This window comes from Nitrospirota bacterium, from assembly GCA_016178585.1.
Taxonomy (GTDB): domain Bacteria; phylum Nitrospirota; class Nitrospiria; order JACQBW01; family JACQBW01; genus JACOTA01.
This window is the reverse complement of record JACOTA010000036.1, coordinates 1-21714: the sequence shown is the minus strand read 5'-3', so window position 1 is coordinate 21714 and position 21714 is coordinate 1. Positions and strand designations below refer to the sequence as shown.

The 21714-nt window shown below is 46.0% G+C and carries 25 protein-coding genes and 2 rRNA genes; 25 read left to right on the top strand and 2 right to left on the bottom strand.

What is annotated here, in order from left to right; all coding sequences use genetic code 11:
- The 3 genes from HYR79_06510 to HYR79_06500 form a co-directional block, all read left to right on the top strand.
- Positions 1-590 (top strand): 23S ribosomal RNA (locus HYR79_06510); the annotation flags it as partial.
- Between the two features lie 345 nt (positions 591-935).
- A 5S ribosomal RNA gene (rrf, locus tag HYR79_06505) occupies positions 936-1052 on the top strand.
- A gap of 83 nt (positions 1053-1135) precedes the next feature.
- Positions 1136-1693, top strand: a complete 558-nt coding sequence (locus HYR79_06500; GenBank protein ID MBI1821345.1) for a CoA pyrophosphatase — start codon at positions 1136-1138, stop codon at positions 1691-1693.
- On the opposite strand, the gene HYR79_06495 is transcribed toward HYR79_06500, so the two are convergent.
- Positions 1690-2313: a hypothetical protein gene (locus HYR79_06495; GenBank protein MBI1821344.1), complete on the bottom strand. Its 624-nt coding sequence runs from the start codon at positions 2311-2313 to the stop codon at positions 1690-1692. The genes HYR79_06500 and HYR79_06495 overlap by 4 nt on opposite strands.
- A gap of 573 nt (positions 2314-2886) precedes the next feature.
- Here HYR79_06495 and add point away from each other — a divergent pair.
- The 8 genes from add (at position 2887) to HYR79_06455 (ending at position 10314) form a co-directional block, all read left to right on the top strand.
- Positions 2887-3900 (top strand): adenosine deaminase, encoded by a 1014-nt coding sequence (gene add, locus HYR79_06490; GenBank protein ID MBI1821343.1) that lies wholly within the window; start codon positions 2887-2889, stop codon positions 3898-3900.
- A complete protein-coding gene (locus tag HYR79_06485) occupies positions 3890-4267 on the top strand; it encodes a Rieske 2Fe-2S domain-containing protein (GenBank protein MBI1821342.1) in 378 nt (125 codons plus the stop codon). The genes add and HYR79_06485 overlap by 11 nt, the downstream gene beginning before the upstream one ends.
- Before the next feature lie 125 nt (positions 4268-4392).
- Complete coding sequence (gene pdhA / locus HYR79_06480; protein ID MBI1821341.1) at positions 4393-5364, top strand: pyruvate dehydrogenase (acetyl-transferring) E1 component subunit alpha; 972 nt, start codon at positions 4393-4395, stop codon at positions 5362-5364.
- The gene (locus tag HYR79_06475; protein ID MBI1821340.1) at positions 5365-6339 is read left to right on the top strand and encodes a pyruvate dehydrogenase complex E1 component subunit beta; all 975 of its coding nucleotides are present in this window, start codon (positions 5365-5367) and stop codon (positions 6337-6339) included.
- A 7-nt stretch (positions 6340-6346) separates the two neighbouring features.
- The gene (locus HYR79_06470) at positions 6347-7555 is read left to right on the top strand and encodes a 2-oxo acid dehydrogenase subunit E2 (protein MBI1821339.1); all 1209 of its coding nucleotides are present in this window, start codon (positions 6347-6349) and stop codon (positions 7553-7555) included.
- A 110-nt stretch (positions 7556-7665) separates the two neighbouring features.
- Positions 7666-9075 (top strand): dihydrolipoyl dehydrogenase, encoded by a 1410-nt coding sequence (lpdA, locus tag HYR79_06465; GenBank protein MBI1821338.1) that lies wholly within the window; start codon positions 7666-7668, stop codon positions 9073-9075.
- Positions 9060-10031 (top strand): lipoyl synthase, encoded by a 972-nt coding sequence (gene lipA, locus HYR79_06460; GenBank protein ID MBI1821337.1) that lies wholly within the window; start codon positions 9060-9062, stop codon positions 10029-10031. The genes lpdA and lipA overlap by 16 nt, the downstream gene beginning before the upstream one ends.
- A 16-nt stretch (positions 10032-10047) precedes the next feature.
- Positions 10048-10314 (top strand): NifU N-terminal domain-containing protein, encoded by a 267-nt coding sequence (locus tag HYR79_06455; protein MBI1821336.1) that lies wholly within the window; start codon positions 10048-10050, stop codon positions 10312-10314.
- Here the strand turns inward: HYR79_06455 and HYR79_06450 are convergent.
- Positions 10309-10527 carry a DUF167 domain-containing protein gene (locus tag HYR79_06450; GenBank protein ID MBI1821335.1) on the bottom strand — a complete coding sequence of 73 codons (219 nt, stop codon included), beginning with the start codon at positions 10525-10527 and terminating at the stop codon, positions 10309-10311. The two genes, HYR79_06455 and HYR79_06450, sit on opposite strands and share 6 nt — an antisense overlap.
- Positions 10528-10603: 76 nt before the next feature.
- Between HYR79_06450 and HYR79_06445 the strand changes: the two genes are divergently transcribed.
- The 14 genes from HYR79_06445 to HYR79_06380 form a co-directional block, all read left to right on the top strand.
- Positions 10604-10768, top strand: a complete 165-nt coding sequence (locus HYR79_06445) for a hypothetical protein (protein ID MBI1821334.1) — start codon at positions 10604-10606, stop codon at positions 10766-10768.
- An 83-nt stretch (positions 10769-10851) separates the two neighbouring features.
- Positions 10852-11178 carry a 4a-hydroxytetrahydrobiopterin dehydratase gene (locus HYR79_06440; protein ID MBI1821333.1) on the top strand — a complete coding sequence of 109 codons (327 nt, stop codon included), beginning with the start codon at positions 10852-10854 and terminating at the stop codon, positions 11176-11178.
- Positions 11179-11411: 233 nt separating this feature from the next.
- Positions 11412-11612: a sulfur carrier protein ThiS gene (gene thiS, locus HYR79_06435; GenBank protein MBI1821332.1), complete on the top strand. Its 201-nt coding sequence runs from the start codon at positions 11412-11414 to the stop codon at positions 11610-11612.
- A gap of 5 nt (positions 11613-11617) precedes the next feature.
- Positions 11618-12403: a thiazole synthase gene (locus HYR79_06430; GenBank protein MBI1821331.1), complete on the top strand. Its 786-nt coding sequence runs from the start codon at positions 11618-11620 to the stop codon at positions 12401-12403.
- Positions 12390-13028, top strand: coding sequence for a thiamine phosphate synthase (gene thiE / locus HYR79_06425; GenBank protein MBI1821330.1), 639 nt, complete (start codon positions 12390-12392; stop codon positions 13026-13028). Before HYR79_06430 ends, thiE begins: the two co-directional genes overlap by 14 nt.
- 112 nt (positions 13029-13140) lie before the next feature.
- Entirely contained in the window at positions 13141-14904 is a 1764-nt protein-coding gene (gene arc, locus HYR79_06420; protein MBI1821329.1) for a proteasome ATPase, read from the top strand.
- On the top strand, positions 14901-16376 hold the full coding sequence (locus tag HYR79_06415) for a proteasome accessory factor PafA2 (protein MBI1821328.1): 1476 nt from the start codon (positions 14901-14903) through the stop codon (positions 16374-16376). Before arc ends, HYR79_06415 begins: the two co-directional genes overlap by 4 nt.
- A 96-nt stretch (positions 16377-16472) precedes the next feature.
- Entirely contained in the window at positions 16473-16670 is a 198-nt protein-coding gene (locus tag HYR79_06410) for a ubiquitin-like protein Pup (protein MBI1821327.1), read from the top strand.
- Positions 16671-16786: 116 nt separating this feature from the next.
- Positions 16787-17464 carry a proteasome subunit beta gene (prcB, locus tag HYR79_06405; GenBank protein ID MBI1821326.1) on the top strand — a complete coding sequence of 226 codons (678 nt, stop codon included), beginning with the start codon at positions 16787-16789 and terminating at the stop codon, positions 17462-17464.
- Positions 17465-17466: 2 nt separating this feature from the next.
- Positions 17467-18150, top strand: a complete 684-nt coding sequence (gene prcA / locus HYR79_06400) for a proteasome subunit alpha (protein ID MBI1821325.1) — start codon at positions 17467-17469, stop codon at positions 18148-18150.
- Positions 18151-18241: 91 nt separating this feature from the next.
- Positions 18242-19612 (top strand): Pup--protein ligase, encoded by a 1371-nt coding sequence (gene pafA, locus HYR79_06395; protein ID MBI1821324.1) that lies wholly within the window; start codon positions 18242-18244, stop codon positions 19610-19612.
- Entirely contained in the window at positions 19609-20457 is an 849-nt protein-coding gene (locus HYR79_06390; protein ID MBI1821323.1) for a M23 family metallopeptidase, read from the top strand. Before pafA ends, HYR79_06390 begins: the two co-directional genes overlap by 4 nt.
- A 22-nt stretch (positions 20458-20479) precedes the next feature.
- A complete protein-coding gene (gene thiD, locus HYR79_06385; GenBank protein MBI1821322.1) occupies positions 20480-21250 on the top strand; it encodes a bifunctional hydroxymethylpyrimidine kinase/phosphomethylpyrimidine kinase in 771 nt (256 codons plus the stop codon).
- A gap of 107 nt (positions 21251-21357) precedes the next feature.
- Positions 21358-21714: winged helix-turn-helix transcriptional regulator (locus HYR79_06380; GenBank protein MBI1821321.1), on the top strand; the 357-nt coding region annotated here is incomplete at its 3' end.

Here is a 21714-nt window from a genome sequence, read left to right as displayed (position 1 = left end):
CGTAGAGTGTAAAGGCAAAAGGGAGCTTGACTGCGAGACCAACAAGTCGAGCAGGGACGAAAGTCGGACTTAGTGATCCGGTGGTCCTACGTGGGAGGGCCATCGCTCATCGGATAAAAGGTACGCCGGGGATAACAGGCTTATCCCCCCCAAGAGTTCACATCGACGGGGGGGTTTGGCACCTCGATGTCGACTCATCGCATCCTGGGGCTGAAGTAGGTCCCAAGGGTTGGGCTGTTCGCCCATTAAAGCGGTACGAGAGTTGGGTTCAAAACGTCGTGAGACAGTTTGGTCCCTATCTGGTGTGGGCGCAGGATATTTGAAAGGAGCTGTTCCTAGTACGAGAGGACCGGAATGGACTGACCTCTGGTGTGTCAGTTGTCGTGCCAACGGCAGCGCTGAGTAGCTATGTCGGGAAAGGATAACCGCTGAAAGCATCTAAGCGGGAAACCTGCCTTAAGATAAGATATCCCGTGGCATAAGCCACCTAAAGGCCCCTGGTAGACTACCAGGTTGATAGGCTGGATGTGTAAGGGCTGTGAGGCCTTAAGCTAACCAGTACTAATTGGCCGTGCGGCTTGACCATATAATTTATCTCGAGCTAATTAGGTTTTGAAGACGTGAGGATCAGGCTTTGCCTGTCCGAAACGTGGGGTATGGGGGCATCGGAGGATTTCACGAAGTGAAACCGGACGGGCCCTCCATATCAAATGGTCTAAGGGTTTTGTTTTTGTCTTTCAGTAAATTAGTTAAAGTTACTGATTTTTGAGAAGGCATTAGTGACGAGGCCGCAGCCATGAAGGCGACTGAGGCTATAAAAGTGAAAGTCATAGCTTCGTTGTGGAACCACTTGCAAGCAAGCTTTGTGGTACATCTCGGAGACTGAGAGGCGAGAACGAAGCAAATGGTGCCTTATCGGCGAATCAGAGCAAGTTTTCGGTGGCTATACCGAAGAGGTCACACCCGTTCCCATCCCGAACACGGAAGTTAAGCTCTTCAGGGCCGATGATACTGTACCCGCGAGGGTGTGGGAAAGTAGGACGTTGCCGGAATTAATAAAAAGCCTGTCGATTCGTCGGCAGGCTTTTTTTATGAGTAATTGACACCCGGGAAAATATTCCATAAAATTTCTCTTATGTATGACCTTATCCAGAAACGATTAAAAAGTTACAAAAAGAGGGCTAAAATATCGCTTCATCTCAAACCCGCCTCGGTGCTTTTACCCCTCTTTGAAAGAGAGGGAAAACTCCATCTACTCTTTATCAAACGAACCGACGAAGTAGAACATCATAAGGGACAGATTTCCTTTCCTGGAGGGATGAGAGATCCCGAAGATCAGGATGCGGCATCAACCGCGATTCGAGAAACATGGGAAGAGGTTGGAATAGACCCGGTTTCAATTGAAATCGTCGGGGAACTTGACGATCACATTACGGTTACTGGATTTAATATTTCCCCTTTTGTGGGAAAAGTCTCTTACCCTTTTTCTGTTAAAATATGTGAAAAGGAACTTTCAGAGGTTTTTTCAGTGCCCTTATCCTTTTTGCTGGACCGGTCCAATTGCCGGCAGGAATTTCTCCTGGATGAAGATGGACATAAAAGAGAATTTTATGTCTTTCAGTATCAAGATTACCGGATCTGGGGGGCCACAGCCACAATCACCCGCAATTTTGTCAGTATTATTTCAAGTTAAGCGGATTTGGTTTTAGTGGAAGATTTCATTAATCCGTCTGCCTGGTCGGGGTAAAACCCGTCGTAGTTGTTGCGTTCAGTCAATTCCAGCACGGTAAAAGGAGAGCCATTTTTTATTTCTGCGGCAGTAAAAATTTGTCTTAAGCGGGTTCCGGGCGCTCCGATAATGTCACCGGAGAACTCTACCCCTTTTTGTTCCATTTCTTTTTTGGTTTGATCAATATTGGTCACCCGGACCGCAATGTGATGGAGGACCCTGTCTCCGAATTTTTTCACCCAGGGGGTAATGGGGCTGTTCGCTCCTTTTTTTTCCGTATAATCCTGATCTATAAATAAAGCCGGGTGGTTCTTCTTCCGGTAAACTTTAGCCCACCATCCCTGTTCGGGGTATTCAATCATTTCACTTTTGTGTTCATAGCCGGTGTTAAGAAACTCTTTGGCCCTTTTGTCGACATCCATGCATCGAATAGCGGCATGATCAATGATAAGTTCTCCCTTTTGTTCCTGCACGATCTGGAGGTAAATATTCGCCGCGTCATTTTCTTCAAAGTAGCGTTCAATGAGCTGAATGATGGCAGGGTCTTGATACTTTTTAATCTGTTGCTCCAGGACAGGCTGCATGGGGAACTCCTTCCGGCTTGGTCAATAAAAACCTTACTCCAAAAGCCTTATTAAAAAGGGTAGCATCGGATAATGATTTTGTCTACCAGGCCAAAAAACCAGGCCAAAAAAAATAAACCCAAAAGCGTTGACGGCCAAATATGACCGCTCTTGATGACCGGGGTCAAGAGACTCTTGGGTTTGGTGTTCTGAGTGGAATTGGTTTTACGCTCCCCCATTCAAAAGCACCCTGCGCAAAGAAAGATCTTCGCTGTAAAGAGGGTCTTTGAAGCGAGAGCGCTAACGCTCAGCCACCTCACTGGTCAAATTGGCACTATGCATCGGACCACCTCCTTCCTAGTGTAGAGTTATGTTATCGAACTTTCCAAGAACAGAGTTAGAAAGCTGTCATTGCGAACAAAGTGAAGCAATCTCAAGACTTTACGATAAGATTGCCACGCACCCTTCGGTGCTCGCAATGACATGATTAATAAGTGGGTGCGAAGTCTATCGCTGGTCTTGGGGCGGTGAGAATAATTGACGTAGGTATCCTGTTAATCTATACTTTAAAAAAGTGGTGAGGAGGGTCCCTTCATGAATTCTAAAATTCAATATCCGATTTCAGAAATTGAAAAAGTGGAACTTCATCAGCATGTCGATGGTTCGATTCCAGTGAAACTCACATGGGATTTGATGAAAAAACATGGTCTCAATCCCGTTGATACCCTTGAGGAGATGGAAAAGCTTTTGACTCTTCAGGAAGACGAAGAGGGGACTCTTTTACGTTATCTGGATAAATTTCATTATCCACAATGGGTTACCCAATTTTATGAAAATATTACCCTGGTGGTCGAGGCGATCATTGAAAAAGCATACCAGAACAGGGTCAGGCTGATTGAGTTGCGATATTCGCCCATCATCCACACTTTTGCCGGTTTGACGATTCGCCAGGCGATCAGTTCTGTTTTAACCGGCATTAACCGCGCAAAAGATAAATATGATGTGGAAGCGGGTCTCATTATTATCGCCATGAGGCATCAAGGGCCTCACATCGCTAAAATTCTCGCCCGTCAGGCTATTGCAGAGGCCCAGCATCTTCATGACCGCACGGGGGTTATCGGTTTCGATATTGCCGGAGCGGAACGGGGAAACCCTCCGAAACTGTTTGGAGAATCTTTTAAAATTGCAAAGATGGGTGGACTGGGATTAACGGCCCACGCGGGGGAGGACGAAGGCCCGGAATTTATCTGGCAATCCATTGACGACTTGGGAGTAACCCGTATTGGTCATGGCTGTTCGGCGGTTAAGGATAAAGAGTTGCTCAAAAGACTTGCGTCTGAAAAAATTCTGGTGGAGTGTTGCTGGACATCCAATTACCAGACCGGCGCCGTTAAAGCCGGAAAGGAACACCCGATTTTCACTTTTCTGGAATATGGAATTCCGGTTGCTATTTGCACCGATAACACAACGGTTTCTGGAACGTGTCAGAACCGGGAAAATGAAAAATTAAGCCAGAGATTGTCCATCGACGAGCTTACCCGGATTCATGAGGAAGCCAAAACCTTTTCTTTTATCAAAAATCAAAAAAACTGCACCCGTGCCGTCTAATCGAAATCTTTTACTTCTTTTTCCCGAGAAAAAAATTCAACCTTCCCAAACCGCGAAGTTTTCAATTTCTCTAGACGGACAAAAATTAGAGGGTTTTGTGCTGAATGAAAACGGGAAGTTTTTTGCTTATATGAACAAATGTCGTCATATGGGAATTACCCTGGATTGGGACTCCAATGAATTTTACACCAAAGAGAAAGGTTTTTTAATCTGTAAAACCCATGGAGCGCTTTACAAGCCGGTGACCGGTGAATGTGTCAGCGGACCCTGCGCCGGAAAATCTCTTTTTTCCCTTCCTTTAGTTCAAGAGGACGGCCAGATTTTTGTGGATATGGGCAAGGTTCAGCACCTCTACGGCAAACCCTGATCAAAAACAAAAATTGACAAACCTCCTCTTAATCTTTTAATCTTCTATTTTTATGGTGATCCATTCTTTTTCACGAACCCAATGCCGCTTCCGTTGACTGGATAAATAGGAGAATTCCTGTCGAGATGAGCCCTCAAGAAGAAAAACACCTGCTCAGCCAAATGTTGCTGATTCGTCGGTTTGAAGAAAAGGCCGCAGAAATGTATTCCCTTGGAAAAATAGGCGGGTTCTGTCATCTTTATATCGGCCAGGAAGCGGTGGCCGTTGGAGCCATATCGGCTCTTTTGCCTGAGGATTATGTGGTGTCTGCCTATCGTGATCATGGGCATTGTCTTGCCAAAGGAAGCGACCCCAAAAAAGTCATGGCTGAATTGTTTGGGAGGATTGACGGGCTTTGCAAGGGAAAAGGCGGATCCATGCATTTTTTTGACACTGCGACCCATTTTCTCGGAGGTTACGCCATCGTAGGGGGGCATCTTCCGGTTGCAACCGGTGTTGCGTTTGCGCTTAAATATCAACAGAAACCCCAGGTGGTCCTTTGTTTCTTCGGAGAAGGAGCGGTTAACACGGGGGCGTTTCACGAATCGCTCAATCTGGCGTCTCTCTGGAAACTCCCGGTCATTTATATTTGTGAAAATAACCGTTATGGGATGGGAACCCCTGTCGAACGAGCGTCTTCCCTGTATAATATTTCACTGCGAGGATCGGGTTATGGTCTCCACTTGGAACAGGTCGACGGAATGGACGTTTTGCAGGTCAGGGAAAGTGTAACCAGGGCGGTTGACCGGGCGCGGAACAAGCAACTCCCTTCGTTTCTTGAAATGCGGACTTATCGCTATATGGGGCACTCCATGTCGGATCCTTCCCATGGACATTACCGGACCAAAGATGAGGTTGAGGAACAAAAAAAACGTGATCCTATCCAACAGTTTTTTAAAAAATTATCGGCGGAAAAGGTTTTGGATGAACAGACATTTAAAAAAATGGATCAGAAAATTCAGCAGGAAATCGAAGGCGTGATCGCGTACGCGGACGCCAGCCCGTTCCCTCCTCTAAACACCCTAACGACAGATGTCACAGTTGAAGGAACGCGATAAATGCCGTCTATCCTTTACAGGGAAGCCTTGAATCAAGCGTTAAGAGAAGAAATGCGCAGGGACGACCGGGTTTTTTTAATGGGTGAAGAGGTGGGGTACTATCAGGGAGCGTTTAAAGTCAGTAAAGGACTCCTTGAGGAATTCGGCGAAAAAAGGGTTATCGATACGCCGATTACGGAATTGGGATTTACGGGAGTCGGTGTTGGAGCCGCCATGATGGGGCTCCGTCCGGTTATTGAAATGATGACCTTTAATTTTGCCATATTGGCTATGGATCAGATTGTCAATAACGCGGTAAAAATTCAGTATATGTCTGGAGGACAATTTAGAGTTCCGATGGTTGTAAGGGGACCCGGAGGCCCCTCCCGTCAGCTTGCCGCCCAGCACTCCCAAAGCCTTGAATCGTGGTTTTGCCATGTGGCAGGTTTAAAAGTGGTAGCGCCCTCTACTCCAAAAGACGCGAAGGGTCTTTTAAAAAGCTCGATTCGGGACGGGAACCCGATTATTTTTATTGAAGGCCAGGAGCTTTACAGCCAAAAAGGAGAGGTGCCGGAGGAAGAATATCTGATCCCGATCGGACAAGGGGAGATTAAAAAGGAAGGATCCGACGTGACGTTAATCGCCTGGTCCAAAATGCTCCACCTGGCCATGGATGTCGCTCGCGATCTTGAACAAAAGGGAGTTTCCGTGGAAGTCATAGATCCCAGAACACTGAAGCCCCTGGATGTTCCGTTGCTTGTTTCTTCAATAAAAAAGACCCATCGGGCCGTCATTGTTGAAGAAGGATGGCGTTTTTGCGGTTTAGGAGCGGAAATATCGAGTATTCTTTACGGTCAGGCATTTGATGCATTTGATGCGCCTATCGAACGGGTAACCGGAATAGATGTGCCCATGCCTTACGCTAAAAATCTCGAAAAGGCGGCAATCCCCGATAAAGAGAGAGTCATGGCAGCCATTAAAAAGACCCTGAACTGAGGAAGATATGGCCAGTCGCGTAGTGATGCCCAAACTAACGGATACCATGACAGAAGGGGTGTTGCTGAAATGGTATAAAAAAGAAGGAGACGCGGTCGAAAGCGGGGATGTTCTGGCTGAGATCGAAACGGATAAGGCTGTGATGGATCTGGAGGCCTATGGTTCCGGGATATTAAAAAGAGTTCTGGTCAAAGAAGGCGCTACGGTTCCCGCAGGGGACTTATTAGCCATTATTGCGGGAAAAGATGAAGATATTTCTGCGGCGGAATTTGAAAAACTTCCATCTTTTCAGCAAAATCTGCAAAAGCCCGATCAAAACAAGAGGGGCACGGACCCTTTGCGGGACGAAAGGTTCGTCAAAGGTGGATCAAGTAAAACGGCTCAACAGGTCAAGGCGTCTCCTCTGGCCAAAAAAATAGCGAAAGAAAAGGGGATTGATTTGCTGGAAATTAAAGGGAGCGGCCCCGGCGGAAGAATTGTTGAAAAGGATTTATTAAATTCTGTTGGTATGGGAAAAAGAGAACGGCACGGGGAAGTTCCTTCTGAAATTAAACCGTTAAGCCAGATGCGAAAGGCCATTGTTCGCTCGATGGCGCAGAGCAAAATACCGGTTCCCCATTTTTACGTGGTGTCAGATATTGATATGGAAAAAACTTGTGAATTTCAAACGGAAATGGAAAGTCGGGGAAATGAAAAAGTGAGCCTGACCGATATCCTCATCAAGTCCTGTGCGATTGCTTTAACCAAAACCCCTCAAATGAACGCTTCGTTTGTTGAAGATCATCTGGAATACCATAAAGAGGTGAGAATCGGGGTTGCGGTGGGGCTTGAAGACGGAATCATTACTCCGGTGATAAAAGGGTGTGAGTCTAAATCTTTGGGACAGATTGCAAAAGAAACAAAACCCCTGTTTCAAAGGGCGCGGGAAAGAAAACTTTCTCCGGAGGAATATACCGGCGCAACTTTCAGCATTTCGAACTTGGGCGCTTACGATGTCCATCACTTTATTGCGATTATTACCCCTCCTGAGGCCGGGGTCTTGGCGGTTGGAAGCTTACGTCATGAGCCCGTTGTTCAGGAAGGCCAAATTGTGGTTGGAAAGCGGATGCAGGTGACGCTGTCCTGCGACCACCGTGTGATTGACGGCGTTGGGGGAGCCAAATTTCTTCAGGAATTGAAAAAAATTTTGGAAAACCCCGGATTACTGGTTTTATAAGGGAGGCAACAGGCTTTGCCTGTGCCGAACGTGGGGTTCGGGGGCAGCGGAGGATTTCACGGAGTGAAACCGCATGGGCCCCTGAATAAAAAGACATTGTGGTGGATCAAATGACTCAAGGAAAAGTTTATGATCTTGTGGTATTGGGCGCCGGCCCTGGCGGATATGTGTCCGCCATTCGGGCGGCTCAGTCGGGGTTGAAAGCTGCAATTATTGAAAAAGAAAAGGTCGGGGGAGTTTGTTTAAACCGGGGATGCATCCCCTCCAAGGCGTTGATTAAAAACGCCGAAATCGTTTCGGTCATTAAAAAAGCGTCAGAATTTGGAATTACCTATGACCATTTAAAAATCGATTATAGTGTCGCTGTGAAACGGAGTCAGGAAGCGGTTTCGCGGTTGACCCAGGGGGTTGAATTCCTTTTAAAAAAACATAAAGTCGATTTAATCATGGGACGGGGGATCATCCGAACTCCTCAATCCTTGACGGTTGAATCCAAAACGGACCAGAAGGAGATTCAGGCCCAAAATATCATCATCGCGACCGGATCGAGGGCCAGATCCCTCCCCGGAATTGAAATAGATGGTCAGCTCGTCATGAGCAGTACGGAAGCGCTTCTGCTCACCCGTCTTCCGGAAAACCTTTTGATTGTGGGAGGAGGCGCTGTCGGAGTTGAGTTTGCTTATATTTTTTCCAGTTACGGTGTAAAAGTCACTTTGATTGAAGTTGAATCGTCGCTCCTTCCCAGAGAGGACGCAGAAATCGGACAAACTCTGGGGAAAGCTTTTTCAAAACAGAAAATTGAGGTGAAAACAGGCTGTCAATTAGGCGCTCTAAAAGAGGAAAACGGTAAGGTGCTTGCGCAGCTTTTATCCAAAGATAAAGAGGAAACGAAGGTTTTTGAAAGAGTCCTGGTGGCAACCGGCCGGACCCCTAATTCGGAAAATATCGGTTTGGATCAGATCGGTGTCAAAACCCAAAAAGGGTTTATTCAGGTGGGTCCCTTTATGCAAACCTCTATATCGAATGTTTATGCCATTGGGGATGTGGCCGGTAAAGCTCTTTTGGCCCATACCGCAATGGCAGAGGGAATTACCGCGGTGGAAAAAATTCTTGGGAAAGACCCTCCCCCGTTCGATTATCTTTCGATTCCGAATTGTGTTTATTGCCAGCCGCAGGTGGCGAGTATGGGGTATACTGAAAAATCCGCGGTTGAAAAAGGGTATCAAGTTAAAATCGGGATGTTCCCGTATCGGGCAAATGGAAAAGCGGTCGCAATTGGGGAAACGGATGGGTTTGTCAAATTGGTGACGGACGCCGAAACCGAAGAGCTTCTCGGAGCCCATTTAATCGGCATCGACGCGTCGGAACATATTTCGGAAATGGTTCTCGCCAGACGGCTCGAAGCAACCGCCGGAGAGATCGCCCGCACTGTGCACCCTCATCCCACGCTTTCTGAAGCGATCATGGAAGCTTCAGAGGATGTCTTTGGAAAAGCCATTCACATCTGGAAAGGAAATTAAATAGTGGAAATACGGATCGAGATGATCTACTCAGCGAGCAAAGCGAGCGAGAGGGGGAAGCTTCGTCCGGCTTTGCCGGTGAAGGGGGCGACGTGAGCCCCTCAAATAGGCAACGGCTTCCACCCTGGTTTAAGGTCAAGCTGGAAAACGGACCTCAGTTTCAACAAATGAAGAGTTTGGTAAAGACGCTGGGTCTTCATACGGTTTGTGAAGAGGCGAGATGTCCGAACCAGTGGGAGTGCTGGAACCGCGGGACCGCGACCTTTATGATCCTTGGGGATATTTGCACACGAAGCTGCGGGTTTTGCGCTGTCACCACCGGTAAACCGTCGGGACTGGATTGGGATGAACCCCGCAGAGTTGGAAGGGCCGTTAATCGCCTTGGTTTGAATCACGCGGTGATCACGTCGGTTAACCGGGACGAACTCGAAGATGGAGGAGCCGGGATCTTCGCAAACACGGTTGAAGAGGTAAGGGCCCAGAACCGGGACTGTACGATCGAAGTTTTGATTCCGGATTTTCAGGGATCCTATGACGCCCTATTGAAAATCCTGGATGTAAAACCGGATATCTTAAACCATAATCTTGAGACGGTACCCCGGTTATATTCAAAGGTACGGCCCCAGGCGAAATATTCCCGATCTATGGAGGTGCTCGACCGGTCCAAAAAAAGCGGACTTACGACCAAAACAGGGATTATGGTTGGCCTGGGAGAAACCCTGGATGAAATTAAAAAGGTCATGGAAGAGCTGGTTTTAATTCAATGTGATATTATGACAATTGGACAGTATCTTCAACCGACCAAAGACCATTTGCCTGTGGAGCGCTATTATGCTCCGGAGGAATTTATCCGGTTTAAAGAATTAGGAGAAAAGACGGGCATTCCTCATGTCGAGTCGGGCCCGCTGGTCAGAAGCTCCTATCACGCGGATGACCAGGCCATGAGAGTGTTTTAATCACAAGGAGTGACCGATGAATGAAACGCAAGTGCGAATGCAACCCACCCCCAACCCGAACAGCATGAAGTTTGTTTTAAATAAAAAAATTGTCCAAAGCGGCATGGAAATGTATAACAATAAGACCGAAGCCGAAAAATCGCCGGTTGCAAAACAGATTTTTGAGGTTGCCGGGGTAGAGGGTGTATTTATGATGCAGGATTTTATTTCCGTCAATAAAGTTTCTTCGGGAAATTGGGGGGTGATTGCGCCGCAGGTCATGGAGGTTATAAAAAAATTATAGGATTTCGATGAGTTTTTGTTTGGATGAGCTTCCTTTTAACAGGGTAATGCGGTTTTTGGGGACGTTAAAATAGTCCGCCAGGAGGGCAATGAGGGCCGTGTTGGCTTTTCCGTCATGCGGGGGAGCTTTGACAGAGGCGGTAAACTCGGATTCTGATATCTTCCCGATTTTTTCTGTTTTTGCGTTGGGTTTTACTTTGACAGAAATTTTCATATTGAGTACTATAGCAAAATGTTTTTTAAATCGTTATCATTTATTTCATTTATCCAACAGGAAGGAGTCAGTCATTATGCCGGCGACAGAATCGGAATTTAAAGGGAATCCCATGCTTGTTCTAAGTCAGGGTCCAGACGATAAGTTTCCATTTCAATTCGGTTTGAAAAAAGCGAAATTGATTTTGGAAAATCTTGAAGAGATCAAGAAATTTGTAGAAAAAAATTCTGGCCCTAAATAACAAAAACCGGCAGGGATGACCCCTGAGGGTTTAACCTGCCGGTTAGATATTCTGTATCGACGGATCAGGAAAGGAGGAATCCCGTGGGTTTGTCGGCGAAAACCTGTGTCCCCTGTAAAGGAGGAATCCCGCCGCTTTCAAAAAAAGAAGCGGAGAAGCTTATCTCTGAAGTTCCCGGGTGGGAGTTGAAAGAAGGGGCTGCGAAAATTGAAGGAAAATTCAAGTTTGATCATTTTGTTTCCGCGTTAAAGTTTGTCAATAAGGTGGGAGACCTGGCTGAATCTGAAGGGCATCATCCGGATATCAACTTTGGATGGGGTTACTGCAACATCATCTTTTACACCCACAAAATTAACGGCCTTCATGAGAATGACTTCATCATGGCCGCAAAAGTTAATCAACTCATCTAAACAATACCTTCTTTTATGCTTGTTGAAAAACCCGGGAGTTTGGTTTAGAACAGAGTTAGAAAGCTGTCATTGCGAACAAAGTGAAGCAATCTCAAGACTTTACGATAAGATTGCCACGCACCCTTCGGTGCTCGCAATGACATGATTAATAAGTGGGTGCGAAGTCTATCGCTGGTCTTGGGTCGATTGAAGTCGTTGACACCCTTCTTTTAGCCATCATATAATAAAGCCATATGAAAATTGCGGTAAACGGGCAGATGTGGGAATTCTCCGGAGAAATGAATGTCCTCCAGCTTTTGCACGAACTTGGAATGGTGGTTGACCTGGTTGCCGTTGAGGTTAATCAGCAAATATTGGACAAGAAAGAATTTAGGGCCCATTTTTTAAAAAATGACGACAGGGTCGAGATCATTAATTTTGTCGGCGGAGGGTAACAGGAATGAATCAGGATGAACAGCTGACGATAGCCGGAATAAACTTTAAGTCCCGGCTATGGGTGGGTACAGGAAAATATAAAAATTTTGAGGAGACGAAGAAGGTTATTGAAGCCTCTGGAGCCGATGTCGTGACCGTGGCCGTGAGGCGCGTGAACATTACCGATAAAAATCAGGAAAACCTGCTTGATTATATCAGCCCCAGGCAATACAAGATTCTCCCGAATACCGCTGGTTGTTATACCGTGGAAGAGGCCGTGAGAACGGCCAGATTAGCCAGAGCGGCAGGGGTGTCCGACATGGTAAAGCTTGAAGTAATTGGCGATCCCCGCACGCTTTTTCCGGATACGGCGGGTCTTTTAGAGGCCGCTAAAATTCTGGTGAAGGAAGGTTTTATTGTTTTTCCTTATACCAATGATGACCCGATTGTGGCAAAAAAACTCGAAGAAATCGGGTGTGCTGCGGTCATGCCGCTGGCCGCTCCGATCGGTTCTGGCCTGGGAATTAGGAACCCTTATAATTTGAGGATCATCATGGAAACGGTTAAGATTCCGATTATTGTCGATGCCGGCGTTGGAACGGCTTCCGATGCCTCGATTGCAATGGAGATGGGATGCGACGCTGTTTTGATGAATACGGCCATTGCTTCCGCCAAAGAGCCGATTTTAATGGCGGAAGCCATGAACTTCGCGGTCAAAGCAGGTCGACTGGCTTTTCGCGCGGGTCGAATGCCAAAACGTCTATATGCCCAGGCCAGCAGTCCCATAGAAGGAATGATTGAACAGAGTTGATTTTGATTTCTACCTCATTACGGACAGGAAACAAACCCTCGGACGGCCTTTAAAAGAAGTCTTAAACAGCGCTCTTGCCGGGGGAATACAGGCCATTCAACTTCGTGAAAAAGACCTCCCGGTTAGAGAGCTCCTGGCCCTTGCTTTTGAAATCCGGGAACTGACCTTCCAAAAAAAAGCCCTTCTCTTTATTAATGACCGCATGGATGTCTGTTTAAGCGTCGGAGCAGATGGCGTCCATTTAAGATCGGATAGTTTATCCCCTTCCGTCGCAAGAAGAATCCTTGGCCCCGAAAGACTGATCGGGGTTTCCTGCCACTCTCTTGAAGAAGCTTTGTTCTCCGAAGAAAAGGGCGCGGATTTTATTACGCTAGGGCCCCTTTACTTTACACCCTCTAAACAGAAGATGGGCGAACCCCTCGGATTGGCTCTATTTAAGTCCATTGTTGAGAAGGTCAAAATTCCGGTATTTGCGTTGGGCGGAATCACCGTGAACCGTGTGGAAGAAATTCTGCATGCAGGGGCGAGCGGCGTCGCTTGTGTCTCTGCGGTTCTCAATGCGCCCAGGGTTCGCGAGGCCGCTCAGGAGTTTTTAGCGCAGATTCGAAGGATGAACGGTAAATGAAACGGCGCTTGAAGTTGACCAACTAAATCTTCGGTGATAGAATTATTTCACGGGCAAAGATTTCACTTAACTTACCAAGAAGAGATCTCAAAGTTTTTGAAAGGAAATCAAAATGGGTGATCCAAAAAAAGTGAAAGCAAATCCATTTAAAACGACCATAAAAAAACTTTCTGATCAAATAAGCGGGAATGAGATGTCTTCCGAAAAAAAAGTTGACGAATACGAGAGCGAGATTCAAAGGCTTGAGAGCCGATTAAGATCGATGGAGGAAGAACTTCATCAACACCATTTATCCCGAATACAACTGGATCAGGCCCATAAGCAAAATGAAAAACTGGTTGCGCTCATTCAAGAATCGAAAGAACAAATCGCTGCCCTTCGGAATGAAGTCGAGAAGTTAAGCAGTCCTCCCTCGGCGTACGGTGTTTTTTCGGGATTGAATGAAGATGGAACGGTAGATGTTTACGTCTCCGGACGGAAAATGAAGGTGAGTCTGCACCCTCAAATTAAAGCTTCTGAGTTAAAGAGGGGGCAGCAGTTGGTCTTAAATGAAGGCCTAAACGTGGTGGAAGCGTGCGGCTTTGAGTTCCAGGGAGAGGTGGCGCGGGTTAAAGATATCCTGGATGAGCATCGCCTGATTGTGAGTCTTCATGCGGATGAAGAACGAGTCGCTGAACTGGCAGAACCTTTGCTGAAGGAAAAACTGAGTGTAGGGGATCACATTCTTTTGGATACGAGAACCGGATATCTTTTGGAGAAACTTCCCAAATCGGAGATTGAAGAAGTCGTTTTAGAAGAGGTCCCGGAGACTCTTTATGAAGATATTGGCGGTTTAAAAGAACAGATTGAAGTTATTCAAGATGCAATCGAGCTCCCTTATTTATATCCGGAGCTTTTCAAGGACCATAAGCTGTCTCCTCCCAAGGGGGTTTTGCTCTACGGTCCTCCGGGTTGCGGTAAAACCTTAATTGCCAAAGCCGTTGCCCATTCGATTGCCAAAAGAACAGAGAAAGAATTAGGCCGGGAAGTCAAGAGTTTCTTTCTTCATGTCAAAGGTCCCGAACTCTTAAATAAGTATGTCGGTGAAAGTGAACGTCATATTAGAGAAGTTTTCAAGAAAGCCAAAGAGAAAGCCCAGGACGGCATCCCTGTCATTGTCTTTTTCGATGAAATGGATTCCTTGTTTAGAACCAGGGGATCTGGAATTTCATCGGATATGGAGTCCACTATTGTTCCACAGTTTTTGTCAGAGATTGACGGGATAGAAAAGTTAAGGAATGTAATCGTCATTGGCGCGAGCAACCGGCAGGATTTAATTGATCCGGCTATTTTAAGACCGGGGCGCCTTGATATTAAAATTAAGATTGAAAGGCCAAGTAAAGAAGCCGCAAAAGACATTTTTTCAAAATATTTGGTCCTGGATATTCCCTATCACAAAAACGAACTTCAGAAGAACGGAGACGATCGGGTAGCGACGGTTAAGCGGTTAATCGATGAAGCGGTCGATTTTATGTATGAGACGTCCGAAGAAAATAAGTTTCTGGAGGTGACCTATGCCAATGGCGAGAAAGAAACGCTTTATTTCAAGGATTTTTCAAGCGGCGCCATGATCGAGGGAGTGGTTTCGAGAGCCAAGAAATATTCAATTAAACGAATGATAACCAAAGGGGAAAAAGGCATAAAACTGGAAGATTTGATCCAGGCGATGAAAGATGAATTTAAAGAAAATGAAGATCTTCCCAATACGACCAATCCGGACGATTGGGCTAAAATTGCCGCCAGAAAGAGCGAGAAGATTATTCATGTCCGTACGATAGGCGGCAAGTCAAATAAACCGAGGAGAGTCGAAACCGTCACCACAGGGCATTATTTATGAAATCACGAATCGTCGGGACTGAAACAGAATTCGGAATAGTCGTTCGCGACGGCGGGTCGACCGATCCTGTCAGTAATTCCATCTTGCTTGTCGGAAGCTGTCCCTTGCTTCCCGCGACGCATATTTTGTGGGACTATGAAAATGAGAATCCCCTAAACGATGCCAGAGGGTTTGAAATCGAGGGTGAAAAAGAAAGGCCCGGGCCTGAATACAATCGTATGTTAAACAAACTCATGTTTAACGGCGGGAGATTGTATGTAGACGGAGCGCATCCTGAATTTTCAACCCCTGAGTGTTTGACCCCTCGCGAGGTGGTGGCTTATGAAAAAGCCGGAGAAAGAATTTTGGATTTAAGCAGGGAAACCTGCAACAGAACTCATCATCGGGAAAACGGCACAATCCTTTATAAAAACAATACCGATGGAAAGGGAAATAGCTACGGTTATCATGAAAATTACCTGGTGGACCGAAACGTCCCGTTTGAGCGCCTTTTAAAGGAGTTAGTTCCTTTTTTAGTGACCCGGCAGATTTTTACGGGGGCCGGAAAGGTCGGGAGCGAGAACAGGTCGGATTCCGTTCAATATCAGATTTCTCAAAGAGCTGATTTTTTTGAAGTCCTGGTTGATTTAAATACCATGGTCAAGCGGCCGATTATGAATACCCGGGATGAACCTCATTCGGACTCCGCGAAATACCGAAGGCTTCATGTAATCGTGGGCGACTCCAACATGTCAGAAATCAGCACCTACCTGAAGGTGGGGACTATGCTTCTGGTTTTAGCGGTTATTGAGGAATCTGAAGAGTCTGGAATTTCTTTTGAAAATTCGGTAAGAACGATCAAAGAGGTGTCCCGAGACCTGACATTAAAGAAAAAATATAAATTGGCGGATGGTCGGGAAAAGACCGCGATTGAAATTCAGCGGGTCTATTTGGAAAAAGCGAAAAGGCTTTTTGAGAACGAAGACGACGGTTTTTCCAGGGAATGTTTGTCTAAATGGGAGAACGTCTTGGATCAGCTTGAAGAAGATCCCAAACTCCTTTCCAAAGAGCTGGATTGGCTGGTCAAAAAAGAGATGATCGAAACCTATATGGAGAGAAAGAAATGCGACTGGAATGATTCCAGAGTTTCTCTGATGGATTTACAATACCATGATATCTCGCCGGAAAAAGGACTTTATTACGCCCTTGAGCGGAGCGGCTACGTCAATCGGCTCATTACCGATGAAGAAATAACCAGGGCGATGGAATTTCCCCCCGAAGGAACCCGGGCTTATTTTCGAGGAATGTGTTTGAGAAAGTTTCCCAAGGAAATTTATGCCGCGAGCTGGACCTCTGTTTTATTTGATTTAGGAAATACAACGGTTAAAAAAATTCCTTTGCTGGATCCATTTAGAGGGACCAAGGTCCTTGTCGAAAAGATTCTTAATTCTTCCTATTCAGTTCAAGAATTGTTGCGTCAGCTGGCATCATAAAGACAAGAAAAAAATTAGTTTCGCGGTCGAACGGTTCGGACTCTAAAAGAGGGATTGGAGGCCAGCGGGCAAGCTTTGCGGAAGGGGGTGAGATCAATGGCCAGGCAGGAGAAGAAACAGGACAAGAAAAAAGAGGTTGAAAAGAAAGAGGAAGCCGCTCCAAGCGCTAACGTCGCGGAAAAAGGAAAAAAAATAAAAGACGATCTGGATAAATTGATGGACAAGATTGACGATGTATTGGAAGAAAACGCAGAAGAGTTTGTTAAAAATTATGTTCAAAAAGGAGGCGAGTAGTGGAGAACTTTGAGTTCGACTACCAAGACTCAAGTTTTTACCAATTATTGACGACCCGGTACCCTCATTTAAAAAACCAGCCCCTATCCTTTTATGGAAAAGACCAGAATTCCTCTATGAAGATTCTTCATGGAACAACCATTCTGGCGCTCAGATTTGAAAAGGGCGTTGTGATTGCGGGGGACCGCCGGGCAACGGAAGGGCATCAGATTGCTGATCGAACCATGAAAAAAATATTTAAAACGGATGAGCATTCAGCCGTCGGAATCAGCGGCGCCGCAGGTCCTTGCGTCGAAATGGTCAAGTTGTTTAAGACAGAAATAGAGCATTATGAAAAACTTGAAGGGGCATCGCTTACCCTGGAAGGAAAGGCGAATAAACTTGGCGAAATGGTCAAGTCCAATCTTCCCCTGGCGTTCCAAGGTTTAATTGTCATTCCCATTTTTGCGGGTTTCGACCTTAAGAAGAGTGAGGGAAGGATTTTTAAATATGATATTACCGGCGGCCATTATGAAGAGGCCGAGTTTTACAGCACCGGTTCCGGTGGAAAAGACGCCAAAAACTCGATAAAGAAAATGTTTAAGAAGAATTTGCCCGAAGATGAAGCGATCCGTATCGCGATTTCAGCGCTGTACGACGCGTCCGAAGAAGATTCCGCAACCGGAGGCCCGGACGTTATCCGGGGGATTTATCCGAACATCAGCGTGATTCGGAAAGAGGGCCTTATTGAGGTTTCCGATGAAAAAATTAAATCGGTCGCCCAGTCCTTAATCGAACACACCAGGGAGAGTTAAACATGGCGTTGCCGTATTATGTTTCACCTGAACAAATCATGCAGGATAAAGCGGAATACGCGAAGAAAGGAATCGCGAAAGGCCGTTCAATCATCGTTTTGGAATTTAATGCCGGGGTATTATTTTTAGCGGATAATCCCAGCAGTTCTTTAAATAAAGTTTCGGAAATTTATGATAATATTGCGTTTGCGGGCGCCGGAAAGTATAGTGAATTTGAAAATTTAAGAAAGGCCGGTATTCGGCACGCTGATTTAAAGGGTTTTATGTACAGCAGGGAAGATGTGACGGCTAAATCTCTGGCCAATGCCTATTCGCAGTCTCTCGGAACAATTTTCAGTCAAGAAATCAAACCCCTGGAAGTCGAAATTCTGGTGGTTGCCGTTTCAGAGGAAGGAAGGCCGAATGAAATGTATCGGATTGATTTCGATGGAAGTATCTCGGATGAAAAAGGCTTTACCGCGATCGGTGGAAAAGCTGACGAACTTAAAGGATTTTTAAAGGAGAGATTCACACCGGGGCAGCCTTTGAAAGCGATGTTTAAACTCAGCAAGGAAGCTTTGGAAACGATTAATAATCAAAAACTGACTGTTCAGGGTCTTGAGGTCGCCGTTCTGGACCAAACACGGGCAGGACGAAAATTCAGGCGTCTGAGTCTGGATGAAATCACACCATACTCGACAGGGTGAAGAAAAGAAACAGGATAGGTGATGCCCTGCGAGGGCCGCCGGGCGCCTCCAGTAATCAATCAGGCGCCACGAAATATACGGTGACATTGGGATGAAAAACAGAATCTTTGGACTTGAAAACGAATATGGCCTGATCTTTTCTCCCAATGGCCGGATCTATCTTCCCCTGGAAAAAGTTTTGGGATATATTTTTGAAGGTTTGATCCCAAATAGCTGGCCCTCCAACGCCTTTCTTCCCAACGGGGCCCGTTTTTATCAGGATACGGGATGCCATCCGGAATATTCGACCCCTGAATGCAACGATCTTATAGACGTCGTAACCCATGATAAAGCGGGGGAAAGACTGCTGGAGACCTGCCTCCCCGAAGCTGAGAAAAGGTTAAAAGAAGAAGGTCTCTCCGGAGATATTTATATTTTTAAAAATAATACCGATTCGATGGGAAATACGTACGGCTGCCACGAAAATTACCTTATGGTCAGAGAGGTCGATTTTTGGAAAGTTACGGAACAGTTGATCCCTTTCTTCGTGACCCGGCAAATTTTTACCGGATCGGGCAAGGTTTTAAAAATTTCCGGCCGCGGGCATTATTTTATATCCCAACGGTCCCAGCATATTCATGAAAAGACCTCTTCCTCGACGACGTCATCCAGAAGTATCATCAATACCCGCGATGAACCTCATGCAGACGCCGAAAAATACAGACGTCTCCATATCATTGTGGGGGATTCGAATATGTCGGAGGTTACGACTTTCCTGAAGGTCGGTGTTACCTCTCTTGTTTTATCCATGATCGAAGCCGGATTCGGTGTTTCCGGGTTGGAGATGGATGATCCTGTAAAGGCCATCCGGGAAATTTCGAGAGATATTACGTTAAAAAAAAAGGTTAAGCTTGAAAATGGAAAAGAATATTCTGCCATTGAAATTCAAAGATTTTATCTTGAAAAGGCCAGCGAATACCTTGACCATGGAGAGGCTTCCTCCGAAGAAATAAAGATTCTTGACCGATGGAAAGCGACATTAGATCAGTTGGAAGAAGAACCCAGAGCGCTTGCTGAGGAAATTGACTGGGTGGCGAAACTCTGTTTGATCGAAAATTATATGAGCCGTAAAGAGTGCGGTTGGGAGGACCCTCGTATTGCGCTGATTGATTTACAGTATCATGATGTAAAAAGAAGCCGGGGGCTTTATTATTTGCTGGAAAAGCAAGGATTTATTAAACGGTTATGCACCGAAGAAGGGATTGACCAGGCCATGCATACACCCCCCCAAACGACCCGCGCGAAAGTGAGAGGGGATTTTATTAAATTTGCGAAAGAAAAAAACCGATCCTATACGGTCGATTGGACTTATTTGAAGTTAAACGGTTATTGGGAGGAAACGATTTTGTGCATGGACCCTTTTTCGCCCACGAACAGAAGAGTCAGCGAGCTGATTGCTTCGGAAAATCTTTCTTCGAGATGAGGGTATTTATTTCAAGCTTTTTTTTTGTTTTTTTACTCATTTCTCTGACCCAGCCCATCCTGGCGGAACCTTCTCCTCCCCCTGTTTATGAAATTAAACAAGGGGAAGTTGGTTTTCTGACAGTTTTTTTCGATCAAAAGGCCTCTCGACTGGAAGGTCGTTTTTTAGGAAAAAAAATATTTTTTGATCGAATCTCGGGCTCAAGAAATTTTGGAACGCTTCTGGGTATTGATTTAGACCAGGGCACTTCAGACCAGAACGTGACAGATTTTCAGTCGGGAGAAATCCTGGCCACAATCCATATTCTGCCAAATCAATTTGGAAGACAGGAAATCCAGGTCCCCGGTCAATTTGTAAACCCCTCCCGCCGGCAGATGGACAGGATTAAACGGGATAAAGAGGAGATCCACACGATTTTGTCATTTTTTTCAGGGAAAAGGCGCTGGCAGGGAAATTTTATTATGCCAGTGTCAGGGACTCCCAAAAGCACTTTTGGGCTTAGAAGGATATTTAATGGAGAGCCCCGGAATCCACATACAGGGGAAGACATCGCCGCGCCAGAAAAAACGCCGGTTTATGCTACCAATGACGGAGTCGTTGCCGGTGTGGTCAACCATTTCTTCAGCGGAAACGGGATCATTATTGACCACGGGCAAGGTCTATTTACAGAATACTTTCATTTATACAAGTCAGAAGTCAAAAAAGGGCAGAAACTTAAAAAAGGAGAGGAAATCGGCCTCGTGGGTAAGACCGGCCGGGCAACAGGGCCTCATCTTCATTGGGGAATGATGATCAATGGCGCGAGGGTTAATCCTCTCTCCGTTGTTCATTTAAAACTCGAATAGGAGGCTGCTGAAAAGGGATTTCATGAAAACATGTCTTTCAATTGCCGGATCAGATCCCTCGGGAGGAGCCGGGATCCAGGTCGACTTAAAGACCTTTACCCGTTTTGAAGTTTATGGAATGGCCATTCCAACGGCTCTGACGGTTCAAAATAGCATGGGTATTTCTGAGGTGGTTTCTATCCCTCCCGACCTTTTTGAGAAACAGGTGGCCTCTCTATTTGAAGACATTTCCATCGATGCCATGAAAACAGGGATGCTCTTTTCCAATGAAAACGTTGAGCGTCTTTATCAAACCTTTCTCAAGTCTAAACCGACTCATCTGGTCATCGATCCAATTATCCGATCGACATCAGGATTCCGCCTTCTTGAAGAAAAAGGAGTCGACGCTTTAAAAAAACTCCTTTTCCCTTTTGCGTTCCTGGTTACCCCTAATTTGAAAGAGGCTTCTTCTTTAACAAATATCCCCGTCAACACGGTTTCAGAGATGGAGGAAGCGGCAAGAAAGATTTATGACCTTGGTCCTAAATTCGTTTTAGTGAAAGGAGGCCATTTAACCAATGAAGCGGTGGATCTTTTTTATGACGGAGACTCCTTCCAAACCTGGAAAAGCCCTAAAATCGACAAAAAAGTTCACGGAGCTGGATGTGTCTTGTCAGCTGCCATTACAGCCTGTTTGGCCAGAGGTCATTCGGTTGATCTGGCCATTGAAGAAGCGCATAAGTTTGTTCACCGGGCGATTGAGCAGGCAATGCCTGTTGGGACGGGAGCCCTCCCCCTCAACTTATTTCATTAAAATAAATTGATTCGGATAGTTTTCTCTTGACACAATGTGAGTGGAACGCCTAAAATGGTTACAAGTTTCGATATTGCGAAACACATAATTATTATAAGGAGTCCTCCATGCGGAAAAATAAAAATGGCCTGGAAGACCAAGTGTACCGGCTCCACGCCGAAATCTGCTCCACTCTGGCCAATCCCAAGCGGCTGAAGATCATAAATACCCTCCGTGAGAAAGAGTTCTCTGCCGGGGAGCTCCTTTCGATACTCAAAGTCCCCAAAGCCAACCTCTCCCAGCAGATGGCCATCCTGAAACAAAAAGGGGTGGTGTTGTCCCGCCGCGAGGGGAACACCGTTTTTTATCAGCTGGCCCGGCCCAAGATTCTCAAGGCGTTCGACCTCATGCGGGAGCTTTTGTTTGAAGTGTTAGCGGACCAGCAAAGGCTGTTAAAAGAATATGGTAGGCGAAAGAAAAATAAT

Excerpts from the sequence above, each read along its gene's own strand:
- HYR79_06500 (MBI1821345.1), top strand. The coding sequence starts at position 1,136 with ATGTATGACCTTATCCAGAAACGATTAAAAAGTTACAAAAAGAGGGCT.
- HYR79_06495 (MBI1821344.1), bottom strand. The coding sequence starts at position 2,313 with ATGCAGCCTGTCCTGGAGCAACAGATTAAAAAGTATCAAGACCCTGCC.
- add (MBI1821343.1), top strand. The coding sequence starts at position 2,887 with ATGAATTCTAAAATTCAATATCCGATTTCAGAAATTGAAAAAGTGGAA.
- pdhA (MBI1821341.1), top strand. The coding sequence starts at position 4,393 with ATGAGCCCTCAAGAAGAAAAACACCTGCTCAGCCAAATGTTGCTGATT.
- HYR79_06475 (MBI1821340.1), top strand. The coding sequence starts at position 5,365 with ATGCCGTCTATCCTTTACAGGGAAGCCTTGAATCAAGCGTTAAGAGAA.
- HYR79_06470 (MBI1821339.1), top strand. The coding sequence starts at position 6,347 with ATGGCCAGTCGCGTAGTGATGCCCAAACTAACGGATACCATGACAGAA.
- lpdA (MBI1821338.1), top strand. The coding sequence starts at position 7,666 with ATGACTCAAGGAAAAGTTTATGATCTTGTGGTATTGGGCGCCGGCCCT.
- HYR79_06455 (MBI1821336.1), top strand. The coding sequence starts at position 10,048 with ATGAATGAAACGCAAGTGCGAATGCAACCCACCCCCAACCCGAACAGC.
- HYR79_06450 (MBI1821335.1), bottom strand. The coding sequence starts at position 10,527 with ATGAAAATTTCTGTCAAAGTAAAACCCAACGCAAAAACAGAAAAAATC.
- HYR79_06445 (MBI1821334.1), top strand. The coding sequence starts at position 10,604 with ATGCCGGCGACAGAATCGGAATTTAAAGGGAATCCCATGCTTGTTCTA.
- thiS (MBI1821332.1), top strand. The coding sequence starts at position 11,412 with ATGAAAATTGCGGTAAACGGGCAGATGTGGGAATTCTCCGGAGAAATG.
- HYR79_06430 (MBI1821331.1), top strand. The coding sequence starts at position 11,618 with ATGAATCAGGATGAACAGCTGACGATAGCCGGAATAAACTTTAAGTCC.
- arc (MBI1821329.1), top strand. The coding sequence starts at position 13,141 with ATGGGTGATCCAAAAAAAGTGAAAGCAAATCCATTTAAAACGACCATA.
- HYR79_06415 (MBI1821328.1), top strand. The coding sequence starts at position 14,901 with ATGAAATCACGAATCGTCGGGACTGAAACAGAATTCGGAATAGTCGTT.
- HYR79_06410 (MBI1821327.1), top strand. The coding sequence starts at position 16,473 with ATGGCCAGGCAGGAGAAGAAACAGGACAAGAAAAAAGAGGTTGAAAAG.
- prcB (MBI1821326.1), top strand. The coding sequence starts at position 16,787 with ATGAAGATTCTTCATGGAACAACCATTCTGGCGCTCAGATTTGAAAAG.
- prcA (MBI1821325.1), top strand. The coding sequence starts at position 17,467 with ATGGCGTTGCCGTATTATGTTTCACCTGAACAAATCATGCAGGATAAA.
- pafA (MBI1821324.1), top strand. The coding sequence starts at position 18,242 with ATGAAAAACAGAATCTTTGGACTTGAAAACGAATATGGCCTGATCTTT.
- HYR79_06390 (MBI1821323.1), top strand. The coding sequence starts at position 19,609 with ATGAGGGTATTTATTTCAAGCTTTTTTTTTGTTTTTTTACTCATTTCT.
- thiD (MBI1821322.1), top strand. The coding sequence starts at position 20,480 with ATGAAAACATGTCTTTCAATTGCCGGATCAGATCCCTCGGGAGGAGCC.